We start from the raw sequence: 14,533 nt of genomic DNA on the forward strand, positions 1-14,533 counted from the left end.
CGGCTATGGAGTAAAGAAAAAGGGCGCCTCCTGCCGGGGCGCCCTTTCTTTTTTATTCCGCTGCCGGAAGCTGCTTCTTCGGCTTGGCCGCTTCGGCTTCTGCTGCCTTGGCGTCGTTTGCGACGGTAACTGCGCGGTGGCGGGTGCGCCAGTCGCCGAGGAACAGCAGGATCGGCGCCGCGATAAAGATCGACGATGCACCGGCAACGAGGATGCCGAACACCATCGGAATGGCGAAGCTCGACACGGCGCTGCCGCCCCAGATCGCCATCGGGACCAGCGCCAGGAATGCGGTAGCGTTGGTGTAAAGGCTTCTGGCGAGGGTTTCGTTGATCGACTTGTCGATGATCTCGCGCAAGGGCATCGACTTGTAGAGACGCATGTTTTCACGCATGCGGTCGTAGACGACGACCTTGTCGTTGACCGAGTAGCCGACCATCGTCAGCACCGCGGCGATGGCCGTCAGGTTGAAGTCGAGGCCGGTGATAGCGAAAAAGCCCACCAGCTTGGTGACGTCAAGCACCAAGGTCACGATGGCGCCGACGGCAAACGGCCATTCGAAGCGGAACCAGATGTAGAACAGCATCGCGAAGCTGGCGATAACCACCGACAGGATGCCGGCCCAAGCCAGTTCGCCCGAAACCTTCGGGCCGATGACATCGGTGCCTTCGACCGTTGCTGTCGGGTCGATCTTGGTGACTTCGGCTTTCAGCTTTGTAACTGCTGCCGTCTGGGCTTCCTCGCCGCCATCCTGGCGCTGGGCCCGGACCAGAATGGTGTTCTTGTCGCCAAACGACTGCAGGGTGATTTCACCCAGGCCGAGTGTGTTCAGGCCTTCGCGGAACGTCGAAAGATCGGCCGTCCCTTGCGTCTTCACCGACATCTGGATGCCGCCACGGAAGTCGACGCCGTAGTTGAGGCCCGGATAGATGAACAGTCCGATCGACGCGAGCGACAGGATCGCCGACACTGCGACGCCGAAAAAGCGGGCCTTCATGAACTGGATGTGCCGGTCATAGGGTGAGAACCGGAACATCGACTGGATGTTGATGACCTTCAGCTTGCGACGGCGGGCGATGGCGATCATCACGACGCGCACGAAGGCGACCGAGGTGAACATCGAGATGATCAGGCCGAGACCCATGGTGACGGCGAAGCCGCGCACCGGGCCAGAGCCGAAGTAGAACAGGATGGCGGCGGCAATCAGCGCCGTCATGTTCCCGTCGATGATGGTCGAGTAGGCGCGACGGAAACCGTTGTCGATAGCGGCAAAGGCTCCGCGTCCCTTGCGGGTCTCTTCACGGATACGCTCGTTGATCAGCACGTTGGCGTCGACTGCAAGGCCGATGCCGAGGACGATACCCGCGATGCCCGGCAGCGTCAGCGTGGCGCCGACAAGCGTCAGGGCCGAGAAGGTCAGGATCGTGTGGATCAGCAGGGCGACGTTGGCAAGGATACCCCAGGTGCCGTAAAGCACGAAGATGAACAGGGCGACGAGGGCAAAGCCGACGAGGCCTGAATAGATGCCCATCTTGATGGCATCGGCGCCAAGATCGGCGCCTACCGTGCGCTCCTCGATGACGGTGAGCTTGGCCGGCAGGGCGCCGGCGCGCAGCAGAGCCGACAGCGTGGTTGCGCTTTCGGCGGTGAAGTTGCCCGAGATCTGGCCGGAGCCACCGGTGATCGGTTCGCGGATGACCGGCGCGCTCAGCACCTTGTTGTCGAGAATGATGGCAAATGGCTTGCCGACATTGGCACGGGTGATTTCAGCAAAGCGGTTGGCACCGGCGCTGTCGAAGCGGAACGTCACCAGCGGTTCGTGGGTATTCTGGTCGAACGAGACGCGGGCATCGGCGAGGCGGTCGCCGGAGAGCTCGACGCGATCCTGGATCGCATAGCTGTTGCCCTTGTCGTCCTTCATGACGGTGACGCCAGGGCCGGGGTTGGTGATGTCGCCGCTGTCAGACAGCATGTGGAACGACATTTTCGCCGTCGAACCCAGCAATTCGCGCAGGCGCGAAGGATCCTGGGTGCCCGGCAGTTGCACGAGAACGCGGTTGTTGCCGATACGCTGGATGGTCGGCTCGGACACGCCAACCTGGTCGACGCGCTGGCGAATGATCTCGAGGCTCTGCTGGACGGCGGCATCGACGTTGGCATTGATGCCGACCTGCGAATAGGCAAGCGTGATGATGCCGTTATTCGAGGCCACGTTGAGGTCGGATTGCCCGGCGCTGATGCCGGTGGTGATGGTGTTTGCCAGCGTCTTCAGCTCGGTCACGGCCGCGTCGCTCTGCGACGGGTCGGTGAGCGCAATGACGACCTGCGTCGCATTCTGGACGACCGACTTGGTCTGGATGTTCTTCGCCCTCAGCACGCGGCGGGCATCCTGGACAAGCGTCTGCAGACGTTCATGCACCAGATCGCCTTCGTCGACTTCGAGAACGAGGTGGGAGCCGCCGCGAAGATCGAGGCCGAGTGCGACCTGGCTATGGGGCAGCCAGGCGGGAATGCGGTTGAGAGCCGATTGCGGCAGGACGTTCGGCAGGGCGATGAGCATGCCAAGCACGATGATCACCGAGTAGGTGAACACGAGCCATGGAGAGGTGCGCATGATGTCTATCCTTGAATACGCGTTTGCCAGCGGGAAAAGCGCTGGCGCGTGTGTCTGGTGTAAAGGGAGATGCGCCGAAGCGCGCGTTCGGTCAGGCGGAAGCAGCCGGCGGGCCACGGGCCAGGTAGGCGCGGACGTTGCCGGGCCCGGAAAGCGATGAAGCCAGCGGTGGCAGGCACCCGGCGTCGTCGTCGAAAATGTGGATCGGCGTGGCGAAGGCTAGCAGCGCAGCGTTGCCATCATGCCAGCTGGCCTTGGGCTCGGCACTGCGCTCGGCAGCGACGACGCCCCGGGCATTGTCGCGCTGGGTGATGTAATGAGGCTGCTGGCTGCCCTTGGCCGCAGAAAAATTGTTGGTCTCTGTACTGGCGAACGTTGCAAAGCCGCCACCGAGGGCAAGACCCAGATAGGCAAAGAAAGCAACGATCAACGACGCCATCACGCGGGGCACCGCGCCGCGAGGCTGTCTCATCTCTTCGCTGTCGGCAATGCCGTCGTCGGACAGGCTCAAGGGCTAAACGACCTATTCACGTGCAGTTACAAGCGTGTCAGCTATTCTATCAGCCGACGGCGCATCTTCATAGAGAGGCCTGTCATGATGCACTTGACGCAGCCGGTCAACCATCCCCAGCGCAATTTCCCGCTCGCCCATGATGACGGTATCGGCGCCATAGCGCGTCAGTTCGTCCACCTCGGCGTCAGAATGGGCCCGCGCGACGATCAGGATTGATGGATTGAGGCTGCGCGCCTGTTCGGCGACACTGCAGGCCTCAAAGGCATTCGGGATGGCGATCACGAGGCTGCGGGCGGCGGTGAGATTGGCGAACCCCAGAACTTCCGCAGAGGCAGCATTGCCGGAAATTGCCTCTATGCCGCTGTCCCTGAGGTCGATGACGCGTTTTTCTGCATCTTCGATGACCAGGAATGGTGTACCGGAAGACAGGAGGTTCTGGCCAACGATGCTGCCGACCCGGCCGTACCCGACGACCACGACATGTCCGGTGAGTGTCGTCGGGCCAGGGTCCCGCTCGGCGCCGATAACCGGCACCTCCTCTTCCGCAGCGTGCGTCTGTGCCGCTGCATCCGCTTCAGCACTGGCGTCCTGCAACGAGCTGTTTTTGGCATCGAGACGACGCTTGAGCCGGCCGCAGCCATAGAAGACGAGTGGGTTGAGGATGATCGAGATGATGGCGCCGGCAAGGATGAGGTCGCGGCCCTGCTCGGGCAGCAGGCGGAGTTCGACGCCCATTGCTGCGAGGATAAAGGAGAATTCGCCGATTTGCGCCAGACTTGCTGAAATCGTCAGCGCCGTGCCGATCGGCTTGCGGAATGCCAGCACGATCAGGAAGGCGGCGGCAGACTTGCCGACCACGATGATGAACACCGTCGCCAACACCAGCAGCGGATGCTCCAGCAGGATGCTGGGATCGAACAGCATGCCGACCGAGACGAAGAACAGCACCGCGAAGGCATCGCGCAGAGGCAGGCTTTCCTGCGCGGCGCGATGGCTGAGTTCGCTTTCGGCAAGCACCATGCCAGCAAAGAAGGCGCCGAGTGCCAGCGACACGCCGAACAGCTTGGCCGCACCGAAGGCGACGCCGAGCGCAATCGCCAGCACGCCAAGACGGAAAAGTTCGCGCGAGCCGGTATGGGCGGTGCGATGCAGGATCCACGGAATAACGCGGCGCCCGAAGACCAGCATCAGCGCCACGAACAGCGCCACCTTCAGCAAGGTCATGCCGATGATGCCGCCAATTCCGAGATCGAGATCGAACAGCCTGTTGACAGCGGCGGAAAGCGGCTCGACCGGCGCATGACCATCGCCGGAAATACTGGCGGCGGCGGGGATCAGCACCAGCGCCAGAACCATCGCCAGATCCTCGACAATCAGCCAGCCGACTGCGATCTTGCCGCGCTCTGTCTCGACGAGACGACGCTCCTGCAGCGCCTTCAGCAGCACGACGGTAGAGGCGACAGACAGCGCCAGGCCGAAGACGAGACTGCCGCCGAGCGACCAGCCCATCAATTCGCCGAGCCCCCAGCCGAGCAGTGTGGCAAAGGCGATCTGCACGAGAGCTCCCGGAACCGCGATGAAGCGCACCGACAGCAGGTCTTTCAGCGAAAAATGCAGGCCGACGCCGAACATCAGGAGAATGACGCCGATTTCAGCAAGCTCGGGTGCCAACCCTTGGTCGGCGACGAAGCCCGGCGTATAGGGGCCTGCAAGGACACCGGCGACGAGGTAGCCGACCAGCGGCGGCATGCGAAGCTTGTTGGCGATGGCGCCGAAGATGAAAGCCAGCACGAGACCCATGACGATCGTTGAGATCAAAGGTGTGTCGTGCGGCATCGTGGTGTCCCCCGGCTGGAAATCCTGTAAATAATATGACATATATGGTCTAGAGTGACCAATATGGGTATTTTTGAGCCGTGAATCAAGGCAGTAAGCCAGCTATTCTGACGCCCGCGCATTGTCGTGCGGCGCGCGGCTTCCTGGATTGGACGCAAGGCGACCTTGCGGAAAAAGCCGGCGTCTCGCGCAGCACCATACGCGACTACGAAGGCGCCCGGCACGACATCCATCGCGCCACCGAAGCACAGCTTAAACTGGCTCTAGAAGACGGCGGCGTCGTCTTTACCAACATCGATCCGCTTGGATGGACCGTCGGTTTGCGGAAGTGAAGCATCCACCAGGGTAGGAGTTAGACCTTCGAGCGACTTCGACTGCGAAGAAAGCTGACGATACTTTCCAGCCGGCAATCAATCCTGTCAACGCCTGAAGGTTTCATTCAAGATATTGGGACAGGTGGCTCGCTGCCACGAGGAAATGCGTCGGCTTCCGACAACGTATCGAATATCCATCGCGTGGCAGATCGCGATATTATTGAAGTTGCGTTTGCGAAGCTTGCTTAAAGAACCCGGAGGGCAACCTTTTGCCGCGAGTCGTCGATGCGGCTCAAAATGGTGAATGCAAACAGCGTTATGCTGGCAATGAGCGTAGCGCTCAGACCAAGAACAATCATTGCTCTTACCTCAAAGGGGCGTGGACGTGACTCTGACTTTACAGTTAGGCCGTCAACCTTGCGTGTGACTTGTGGCTCTACTCTAGCAGCAATAATACTTCGCCGCATAAAAGATTTATTCGAATGCGCTCATCTTCGACGGTGTGTTAACCTTCAAGCAAGGAATTAACCATAAACATTGAGTTACACGTCGGAATGGGAAGATATTGCTCCTCCCCACCAGGCATGACGCCGCCCCCTCGTACCGGATATTGGCCCGGATCTCTCCTAGACAGTTTCAACCTAGATGAACGCGTCGCGCATTGCCGTCGGGTCTCAAGATCCCCAATGCCCGTGCCCCATCGCAGACCGTTGATATTGAACGATTGCATAATTCCGCTGGGACATTCGTCCCGGCATCGCGGCGGGAATGGTTTTGACACAGGACTCGATACCAGAGCAGGGACAAAGGACGCAGGCAGGCAGCCTTCGCGATCGTTTGCGCTTTGCCGGCCTCGATGCCGACCAGTGCGAAGCGCTCCGCCGCCACCGCCCGATGCTCCAGTCGCATCTGAAAGCGGGCCTGCGCGATCTCTTCCACCGCTTCCAGTCCATGCCCGATGCGGCACGAAATTTCACCAGCGAAGCGCAGCTCGAGCGGCTGCACGATCTGCAATCGTCCCATTGGGATGTGCTGACGGATGCGCGCTTCGACAGTCTCTATGCCGAGCGGGTCAAAGTCCTCGCTGATTCCGAGAGCAAGATGGGCCTCGACCCGCGTTGGCACGTTGCCGGCCATGGTGTCATATTGGAACATCTGCTGGCGGGCGTCATCGGCGATCTCGCCGGTGGTTCGATGTTGCCGGCCGGCAAGCGCCGTGCCCGGGAATCTGCCGAACTCGTGGCGAGCCTCGTCAGGCTTGTCATGGTCGACGTCGAAATCGCCGTGTCATTGCGCTTCAATGAAATGCGCATCCAGCACCAGCGCACCTTGGCAGAGCAGCGCGTCACCGACCAGGCCGAGGCCCGCGCCATCTTCGCCGATGTCATCAGTGGTCTCGGTGAACGTGACCTGACGGTGCGCGCACCGACCGACGTCCCCGAAGCCTATGCCGAGCTTGTCGCAATGCTCAACACGACGCTCGAAGCCATACAGGGTGAATTCGGTTCGCTCTCCGCCCGTGTGCAGACGATAGAGACCGCCGCAGACCGCATCGCCGTCGACAGCCGCAGCCTCGATACATCAGCCGCCGACCACGCCGGGCAGTTGATCGCCAATGCACGGCTTCTGGCCGGGCTGGCAGATCAGGTGCGCGACAATGCTGCGACGACGCGCTCGGCCGAGCGGGAAGCGGTCAAGACGCGCAAGGCCGCCGAAGACAGTGGCCAGATTGTCGGCGAGGCGATTGCCGCCATGGCTGACATCGAGACCTCCGCCGAAAAGATCGGCCAGATCATCGGCAGCATCGACGAGATTGCCTTTCAGACCAACCTGCTCGCCCTCAATGCCGGCATCGAGGCAGCCCGGGCCGGGGATTCAGGCCGCGGATTTGCTGTCGTCGCCCAGGAAGTGCGGGCTCTAGCCCAGCGCTCCGCCGAGGCCGCCCGCGAGATCAAGACACTGGTGACCGGCACCAAGGCGCAGGTCGTTGCCGGCGTCCAGATGGTTGGCCGCACACAGGATGCCATCGGCGGCATCGTCCTCCAGGTTACCGGTATCAACGACGCCATCTCGGGTATCGCCGATGCGACCGATGCACAGGCAGCCGACCTTCGCGCGGTCACCGCAGAAGTCGACATGCTGGGCACGAAGGTCGCCGCATCGAGCAGCCTTGCCCGCAGTTCGGGCGATGAGGCCGATCACCTCCACACGGTGGTGGTCGAGCTCGGCCAGACGATCCGCGAATTCCGCGTGGCGCGCCAGAAGCAGTTTTCCAGCGACAGGGTTGCGCCGGTACGCCCGGACATCAAGCCCGTCGCACCGCTCGGCGAAGGGGCAGCCGGGGATCACTACGATTTCCCGTTGCGGGTCGCAGGCTTCGGGGGTGACCGGAGTGTTTACTGACGATCGCACCTCTCGGCCGCATGCGTCGAAGACAGAATTCAACCGACAAGGAAGGCAGTAATGGCAGCGAAGAAGGCAGACAAAAAGATCAGCCTGGTGGCAGTGCTGGACCTCAACGAGGCCTCGACGCTCCGCAGCAAGCTCATGGGGCTACGTGGAAACAATGTTGTGGTCGACGCCTCCGGCGTCGAACGGGTCGGCGCCCTCTGCGTCCAGGTGATCATGGCTGCTGCCAAGACCTGGGAAGAGGACAAGCTTTCCTTCACCTTTTCGAAGGTGTCGGATGCATTTCAGAAAACCATGCAGCTGATCGGGGTCAACATAGATCACCTGCTCGCAAAGGAGATCCGGCAATGAAGAAAAAAGTGCTCACCGTGGATGATTCACGGACAATTCGAAACATGCTGCTCGTCACCCTCAACAATGCCGGTTTCGAAACGATCCAGGCAGAGGACGGCATCGAAGGCCTGGAAGTGCTGGAAGGCGCCAATCCTGACGTCATCGTCACCGACATCAACATGCCGCGTCTCGACGGTTTTGGCTTCATCGAAGGTGTCCGCCGCAACGAAAAGTTCCGCGCCATCCCGATCCTGGTGCTGACGACGGAAAGCGACGCGGAAAAGAAAAACCGCGCACGCCAGGCCGGCGCCACCGGCTGGATCGTCAAGCCCTTCGACCCGGTCAAACTGATCGATGCTATCGAGCGTGTAACCGCTTAATTAGGATTTCTTCCGATGGATATGAACGAAATCAAAGAGATTTTTTTCCAAGAGTGCGAAGAACAGCTCGCCGAACTGGAATCGGGTCTTCTGAAGTTGAATGATGGCGACCGCGATCCGGAAACCGTCAATGCCGTCTTTCGTGCCGTTCATTCCATCAAGGGTGGGGCAGGGGCTTTCGGTCTCGAAGACCTTGTTGCCTTCGCCCACGTTTTCGAGACGACGCTCGATTGCGTCCGCTCCAACAAGCTTGAGCCGAACCAGGACGTTCTGAAGGTCATGCTGAAGGCGGCCGATGTGCTCGCCGACCTCACCAACGTCGCCCGCGACGGCGGTACCGTCGACCAGAGCAGAAGCCGTGGCCTCGTCAAGGAACTCGAAGCACTGGCTCAGGGGGTCATGCCCTCCGCCTCGTCGCACCATCACGAGGCACCCGCGCCCAAATCTGTCGCGGTTGCTGCTCCCGTTGCTGCGCCCGCACCGAGCGACGACAGCGGCTTCCAGCCTGTGCCCTTTACCTTCGACGAGTTCGACGGCGCCGAGGACGTAGTGGCCGAGCTGCCGCAATACGATATCAGCTTCAAGCCTCGCAACGAGCTATATGCCAAGGGCAACGACGCGACGCTCCTGCTGCGCGACCTGTCGCGACTAGGCGAGATGAGCATCCGCTGCAACATGCAGACGCTCCCCGCCTTGCAGGATCTCGATGCGGAAGGCGCCTATTTCAGCTGGACGATCTCGATCAAGACCGATAGGGGCGAAGACGCGGTCCGTACCGTATTCGAATTTGCCGAATGGGACTGCGAACTGGAGATCAAGGTCGCTGAAGATCTCGACGCAGCCGTCTCGGCGGAAGAACTTCCGATGATACCGGTGCCGTTCGATCTCTCGTCGCTTGATGACGACGTTGCACCCGCAGACGATGAAGTGGCGTCCACGCCGGCCGCCGCCGCTGTCATGGCTGCGGACACCGCAAGCAATGTCACGCCCATCGCCTCGGCCGCTGCCCGCGCTGAAAAGAGGGAGCCGCCGGCCGCCGCTGCGAATGCAGCCGGTGCCAACAGCACCGTCGCCGCCGGCCAGACCATCCGCGTCGACCTCGACCGCGTCGACAGGCTGATCAATCTCGTCGGCGAACTGGTCATCAACCAGGCAATGCTGTCACAGAGCGTCGTCGAGAACGACAGCAACGGCACATCGTCGATCAATATGGGCCTCGAGGAGCTGCAGCAGCTCACCCGCGAGATCCAGGACTCGGTCATGGCGATCCGCGCCCAGCCGGTCAAGCCGGTGTTCCAGCGCATGTCGCGTATCGTCCGCGAAATCGCCGACATGACCGGCAAGCAGATCCGTCTCGTCACCGAGGGGGAAAATACCGAAGTCGACAAGACGGTTATCGACAAGCTCGCCGAGCCGCTGACCCACATGATCCGCAACGCCGTCGACCACGGCGTCGAGAGCCCGGAAAAGCGCATTGCGCTCGGCAAGAACCCCGAGGGCACCGTCCGCCTGACGGCCAAGCACCGCTCCGGTCGCATCCTGATCGAACTGGCCGACGATGGCGCCGGCATCAATCGCGAACGTGTCCGCCAGAAGGCTATCGAGAACGAGCTGATCCCGTCCGACGCCAATCTGACGGACGAGGAAATCGACAACCTGATCTTCCTTCCAGGCTTCTCGACTGCCGACAAGATCTCCGACATCTCCGGTCGCGGCGTCGGCATGGACGTGGTCAAGCGCTCCATCCAGGCCTTGGGCGGCCGTATCAACATCACGTCCAAGCCGGGCCACGGCTCCGTCTTCACGATGAGCCTGCCGCTGACCCTCGCAGTCCTCGATGGCATGGTGGTGACTGTTGCCGGCCAGACCCTCGTCGTGCCCTTGACCGCTATCGTCGAAACCCTGCAGCCGGAAGCCGCCGCCATCCACTCCTTCGGCGCCAACCATCGCCTGATCTCGATCCGCAATTCCTTCTGCCCACTGATCGACGTCGGCCGCATCCTGAACTTCCGTGCCACCCAGGCCAACCCGGTCGAGGGCGTCGCACTGCTGGTGGAATCGGAAGGCGGAGGGCAGCGCGCGCTCATGGTCGATGCCATCCAGGGCCAGCGCCAGGTCGTCATCAAGAGCCTCGAGGCCAACTACACCCATGTCCCGGGTATCGCGGCAGCGACAATCCTCGGCGACGGTCGCGTGGCCTTGATCCTGGACGTCGATGCCGTCGTGGCGGCTTCGCGCGGCCAGGCACTGAAGGCCGAGATGTCCTACGCGGCGGCGGGGTAAGATCATGTCCCAACCGCTCAAGGCTGCAGCACAAGGTATGCGCGAACTGATCGCCTTCCGCATCGGCGATCAGGAATTCTGCATCAATGTCATGTCGGTACGAGAGATCCGCGGCTGGACGCCGGCAACGGGGATCCCGTACGCTCCACCCTATGTCCTCGGTGTCATCAATCTGCGCGGCGTCGTGCTGCCGATCATGGACCTGTCCGCCCGCCTCGGCATGCGGCCGTCCGAACCGAGCGTCCGCCACGTTATCATCGTGACGCAGGTGAGAAGGCACACGGTCGGCCTGCTGGTCGAGGCCGTCTCCGACATTCTGACGATCAACGAAGACATCATCCAGCCGACGCCTGAAATGGCGTCCGACCTGCAGAAGCAGTTCGCCCGCGGGATCTTGTCGATCGATCGTCGGATGATCTGCCTGATCGAACTCGAAACCCTGTTCCCCGACATCGAAAGCCAAGCAGCATGAGTGTTATGGGATTTGCAGAAAGCCGGCAGTCGCCCGATGAAGTCCTTGCCAGTGGTGAATATCCGCTGACACGCCGGGACCTGATGGAAGTCGCCGCGATGATTTACGCAGATGCCGGTATTTCGCTCAACGAGACCAAGGCATCGCTCGTTTACTCACGGCTGTCGAAGCATATCCGCAATCTCGGCATTTCCGGCTTTCGCGAATATTGTCAGCTCGTGTCGTCGCCTGCCGGAGCTGCTGCCCGCAGGGAAATGCTGTCGCACCTGACCACCAATTTCACCCGCTTCTTCCGCGAAAATCATCACTTCGACCATCTGCGCACAGAAGTGTTGCCGGGCCTGCTCGCCCGTGCCAAGGCCGGCGGCCGGGTGCGGATATGGTCGGCAGCCAGTTCAGACGGTCAGGAGCCCTATTCGATCGCGCTCACCGTACTGTCGTTGATGCCGAACGCCGCGGATTACGATTTCCGGATCCTGGCGACCGACATCGACCCGAAGATCTTGGCTATCGCACGCACCGGCGCCTATGACGAAGCGGCTCTCGAGACGGTCTCGCCTGCGATGCGCAAGCAATGGTTCCAGGAAGTCGAGATCCAGGGCCGCAGGAAGTTCCAGGTCGACGATCGCGTCAAGCGGCTGGTCACCTACAACGAATTGAACCTGATGGCACAATGGCCGTTCAAGGGCAATTTCGACGTCATTTTCTGCCGCAACGTCGTCATCTACTTCGACGAGCCGACCCAGGTGAAAATCTGGCAGCGCTTCGCCGGTCTTCTGCCGGACAAGGGGCATCTTTATATCGGCCACTCCGAGCGCGTGTCCGGCCCGGCCAAGGACGTCTTCGACAATATCGGCATCACCACCTACCGCTATATCGGCAAAGGCGCGGGGAACAAGTCATGAGCGCTCCGGCCCGCGTCCTTGTCGTTGATGACTCCGCCACCATGCGGGGTCTGATCACGGCGATCCTCAGTTCCGATCCCGGGGTCAACGTCGTTGGCCAGGCGAGCGATGCCCTGGAGGCCCGTGCCGCCATCAAGGAACTCAATCCCGACGTCATCACGCTCGACATCGAGATGCCGAACATGAACGGCCTGGAGTTCCTCGAGAAGATCATGAAGCTTAGGCCGATGCCGGTGATCATGGTATCGACCATGACACACCGGGGCGCCGAGGCGAGCCTCGCGGCACTGGAGATCGGCGCCTTCGATTGCGTCGGCAAACCTGTCGCCGGCGAGCGTAACCCCTTCGGCGATCTCGTCGAAAAAGTGAAGGCTGCGGCCCGCTCGCAGCGCCAGTTTGCCAGCCAGGCGGCCCGCCAGGCTCCGGTAACGCCAACTGCCGTCGCCGACTTCCGGGTCGGCCGGAAGATCGTTGCCATCGGCTCGTCGACAGGTGGTGTAGAGGCGCTGATCGCCGTCCTGCAGAAATTCCCGGCAAACTGTCCGCCGACCGTTATTACCCAGCACATGCCGCAGACCTTCACCAAAAGCTTTGCCGAGCGGCTGAACCGTCTCTGCGCACCGGTGGTGCAGGAAGCGACTGACGGTGCACGGCTGGAGATCGGCAAGATCTATCTCGCACCCGGTGGCGAGCGTCATCTGCAGGTCGCCAGTGCCTCGGCGCCGCATTGCCGTCTGATCGACCGCGATCCGGTAAACGGTCATCGGCCCTCCGTAGACGTTCTGTTCGATTCGGTTGCAGAACTGGCCGGGCGCAACGCCGTGGGTGTGATCCTGACCGGGATGGGTCGTGACGGGGCCGCAGGTTTACTAAAAATGCGCCATGCTGGTGCAAGAACCATCGGACAGAACGAAAAAACCTGCGTTGTTTACGGAATGCCAAGAGTTGCACACGAACTTGGCGCGGTTGAGCAGCAGCTTGCACTGTCTGCCATCGGTGACGAAATATTGAAAATGACAGCCGCCCGAAAGGAGAGCGAATAATGTCTCTTGCGGAGAAAATCAAAGTCCTGATCGTTGATGATCAGGTCACCAGCCGCCTACTCTTGAGTGATGCCTTGACCCAACTCGGCTTCAAGCAAATCACGTCGGCTGGCGACGGCGAACAGGGGATGAAGATCATGGCGCAGCAGCCCCATCATCTTGTCATCTCTGACTTCAACATGCCGAAGATGGACGGCCTGGGCTTGCTCCAGGCGGTCCGGACGAATCCGGCCACCAAGAAAGCCGCGTTCATCATCCTGACCGCGCAGGGCGACCGTGCCCTGGTGCAGAAGGCGGCGGCCCTGGGTGCAAACAACGTTCTCGCCAAGCCCTTTACCATCGAGAAGATGAAGGCGGCTATCGAGGCTGTGTTTGGAGCCCTGAAATGATCACCGAGGGTGCAGTCCGGCGCGTGCACATCATACAAGGCGAGTACAAGGTTCTCAGCGACCCGGATGCGGTGCTGTCGACCATTCTCGGCTCGTGCGTGGCTGCATGTTTGCGTGATCCTGTCGCCGGTGTCGGCGGCATGAACCACTTTCTGTTGCCGGGCAATGCCGGCTCGCCGATGACCGGCGGAGATGCGACGCGCTATGGCGTCCATCTCATGGAATTGCTGATCAACGGGCTCCTTAAGCAGGGAGCCCGCCGCGATCGGCTGGAAGCCAAGATATTTGGGGGTGCGAAGACGATTGCGACCTTCTCGAATGTCGGCGAACAGAATGCCGCATTTGCCGTGCAGTTCCTGCGTGACGAAGGCATTCGTGTCGTCGGCTCCAGCACGGGGGGCGACCACGGGCGCAAGGTTGAATTCTGGCCGGTATCGGGTCGGGCGCGGCAATATCCGCTGACCGGTGCCGAAACCAAGAAGACGGTCGATCTTGAGCGCCGTCCGGTCGTTGCAGCCAGGCCTGTCGAAAACACGGTCGAATTCTTTTGAAAAGCGAGGTCTACTCATGAACGCTATCTCGTCTACGGAGGCTTCGACTGTCGAGGAGGCGCTGCCCGCCATCCTCATGCGGATAGTTTCTGAGTTGCATGACGTCGCCTACCTGATCGAGCGCATCGAGCCGCAACTGCTGGAACTGAAAGGCATCGACGCGCAGTCGCCGGATTCCATGAAGGTCATGCAGGGCATCGATCTCGCCGTGCAGAAAACCCGCGGCATCGCCGAGTTCATCGATACCTTTACGGCTGAAATTCCGGAAGCGTGGATCGTCGACGTCGCGACCGCACTGAGCCTGGTGAAGCTCTCCGAAATGCAAAGGGCCCTCGGCGGCGGCGTTCGTCACGGCCATTCGCAGCCGCTAAGTAAGGCTGCCGGCGACTTCGACTTCTTCTAGTCGCCACGCAAATCGAAACGCAAGACGCGGTCTTCCGCGGCTTACTCCGAGCCCACGCGACCCCCGACCGCGTTGGAAGAAACGCTC

14 protein-coding genes are annotated in these 14,533 nt (G+C 61.2%); 11 read left to right on the plus strand and 3 right to left on the minus strand.

Features of this window, described 5'->3' with window-relative positions; translation table 11 throughout:
* Positions 1–52: 52 nt before the first annotated feature.
* The 3 genes from secD to ybaL form a co-directional block, all read right to left on the minus strand.
* Entirely contained in the window at positions 53–2,614 is a 2,562-nt protein-coding gene (gene secD, locus J5274_RS07065; protein WP_142823985.1) for a protein translocase subunit SecD, read from the minus strand.
* A 91-nt stretch (positions 2,615–2,705) separates the two neighbouring features.
* Positions 2,706–3,125 (minus strand): hypothetical protein, encoded by a 420-nt coding sequence (locus J5274_RS07070; RefSeq protein WP_142823986.1) that lies wholly within the window; start codon positions 3,123–3,125, stop codon positions 2,706–2,708.
* Between the two features lie 12 nt (positions 3,126–3,137).
* Positions 3,138–4,964: a YbaL family putative K(+) efflux transporter gene (ybaL, locus tag J5274_RS07075; RefSeq protein ID WP_142823987.1), complete on the minus strand. Its 1,827-nt coding sequence runs from the start codon at positions 4,962–4,964 to the stop codon at positions 3,138–3,140.
* 80 nt (positions 4,965–5,044) lie between these two features.
* On the opposite strand from ybaL, the gene J5274_RS07080 reads away from it, so the two are divergent.
* The 11 genes from J5274_RS07080 (at position 5,045) to J5274_RS07130 (ending at position 14,446) form a co-directional block, all read left to right on the plus strand.
* The gene (locus J5274_RS07080; RefSeq protein ID WP_219274895.1) at positions 5,045–5,296 is read left to right on the plus strand and encodes a helix-turn-helix transcriptional regulator; all 252 of its coding nucleotides are present in this window, start codon (positions 5,045–5,047) and stop codon (positions 5,294–5,296) included.
* A 756-nt stretch (positions 5,297–6,052) separates the two neighbouring features.
* Complete coding sequence (locus J5274_RS07085; RefSeq protein ID WP_374113736.1) at positions 6,053–7,681, plus strand: globin-coupled sensor protein; 1,629 nt, start codon at positions 6,053–6,055, stop codon at positions 7,679–7,681.
* 60 nt (positions 7,682–7,741) lie between these two features.
* Positions 7,742–8,038: an STAS domain-containing protein gene (locus J5274_RS07090; protein ID WP_111216772.1), complete on the plus strand. Its 297-nt coding sequence runs from the start codon at positions 7,742–7,744 to the stop codon at positions 8,036–8,038.
* The gene (gene cheY1 / locus J5274_RS07095; RefSeq protein WP_111216774.1) at positions 8,035–8,400 is read left to right on the plus strand and encodes a chemotaxis response regulator CheY1; all 366 of its coding nucleotides are present in this window, start codon (positions 8,035–8,037) and stop codon (positions 8,398–8,400) included. Before J5274_RS07090 ends, cheY1 begins: the two co-directional genes overlap by 4 nt.
* 15 nt (positions 8,401–8,415) lie before the next feature.
* Positions 8,416–10,683, plus strand: coding sequence for a chemotaxis protein CheA (locus tag J5274_RS07100; protein ID WP_142823990.1), 2,268 nt, complete (start codon positions 8,416–8,418; stop codon positions 10,681–10,683).
* 4 nt (positions 10,684–10,687) lie between these two features.
* Positions 10,688–11,155, plus strand: a complete 468-nt coding sequence (locus J5274_RS07105) for a chemotaxis protein CheW (protein ID WP_111216778.1) — start codon at positions 10,688–10,690, stop codon at positions 11,153–11,155.
* Complete coding sequence (gene cheR / locus J5274_RS07110; protein ID WP_142823991.1) at positions 11,152–12,060, plus strand: protein-glutamate O-methyltransferase CheR; 909 nt, start codon at positions 11,152–11,154, stop codon at positions 12,058–12,060. The genes J5274_RS07105 and cheR overlap by 4 nt, the downstream gene beginning before the upstream one ends.
* Positions 12,057–13,103, plus strand: a complete 1,047-nt coding sequence (gene cheB, locus J5274_RS07115) for a protein-glutamate O-methylesterase CheB (protein ID WP_142823992.1) — start codon at positions 12,057–12,059, stop codon at positions 13,101–13,103. The genes cheR and cheB overlap by 4 nt, the downstream gene beginning before the upstream one ends.
* Positions 13,103–13,492 carry a response regulator gene (locus tag J5274_RS07120; protein WP_111216784.1) on the plus strand — a complete coding sequence of 130 codons (390 nt, stop codon included), beginning with the start codon at positions 13,103–13,105 and terminating at the stop codon, positions 13,490–13,492. The genes cheB and J5274_RS07120 overlap by 1 nt, the downstream gene beginning before the upstream one ends.
* The gene (cheD, locus tag J5274_RS07125; protein ID WP_111216786.1) at positions 13,489–14,043 is read left to right on the plus strand and encodes a chemoreceptor glutamine deamidase CheD; all 555 of its coding nucleotides are present in this window, start codon (positions 13,489–13,491) and stop codon (positions 14,041–14,043) included. Before J5274_RS07120 ends, cheD begins: the two co-directional genes overlap by 4 nt.
* Positions 14,044–14,059: 16 nt before the next feature.
* Positions 14,060–14,446, plus strand: coding sequence for a hypothetical protein (locus J5274_RS07130; RefSeq protein ID WP_142823993.1), 387 nt, complete (start codon positions 14,060–14,062; stop codon positions 14,444–14,446).
* The last annotated feature ends 87 nt before the right edge of the window (positions 14,447–14,533 follow it).

The organism is Rhizobium sp. L51/94, assembly GCF_019355555.1.
Lineage (GTDB): Bacteria > Pseudomonadota > Alphaproteobacteria > Rhizobiales > Rhizobiaceae > Rhizobium > Rhizobium rhododendri.

Bases quoted from the DNA above. Each gene is read 5' to 3' on its own strand.
- J5274_RS07090 (WP_111216772.1), top strand. From the start codon at position 7,742: ATGGCAGCGAAGAAGGCAGACAAAAAGATCAGCCTGGTGGCAGTGCTG.
- J5274_RS07105 (WP_111216778.1), top strand. From the start codon at position 10,688: ATGTCCCAACCGCTCAAGGCTGCAGCACAAGGTATGCGCGAACTGATC.
- secD (WP_142823985.1), bottom strand. From the start codon at position 2,614: ATGCGCACCTCTCCATGGCTCGTGTTCACCTACTCGGTGATCATCGTG.
- ybaL (WP_142823987.1), bottom strand. From the start codon at position 4,964: ATGCCGCACGACACACCTTTGATCTCAACGATCGTCATGGGTCTCGTG.
- cheD (WP_111216786.1), top strand. From the start codon at position 13,489: ATGATCACCGAGGGTGCAGTCCGGCGCGTGCACATCATACAAGGCGAG.
- J5274_RS07100 (WP_142823990.1), top strand. From the start codon at position 8,416: ATGGATATGAACGAAATCAAAGAGATTTTTTTCCAAGAGTGCGAAGAA.
- cheY1 (WP_111216774.1), top strand. From the start codon at position 8,035: ATGAAGAAAAAAGTGCTCACCGTGGATGATTCACGGACAATTCGAAAC.
- cheB (WP_142823992.1), top strand. From the start codon at position 12,057: ATGAGCGCTCCGGCCCGCGTCCTTGTCGTTGATGACTCCGCCACCATG.
- J5274_RS07130 (WP_142823993.1), top strand. From the start codon at position 14,060: ATGAACGCTATCTCGTCTACGGAGGCTTCGACTGTCGAGGAGGCGCTG.
- J5274_RS07120 (WP_111216784.1), top strand. From the start codon at position 13,103: ATGTCTCTTGCGGAGAAAATCAAAGTCCTGATCGTTGATGATCAGGTC.
- cheR (WP_142823991.1), top strand. From the start codon at position 11,152: ATGAGTGTTATGGGATTTGCAGAAAGCCGGCAGTCGCCCGATGAAGTC.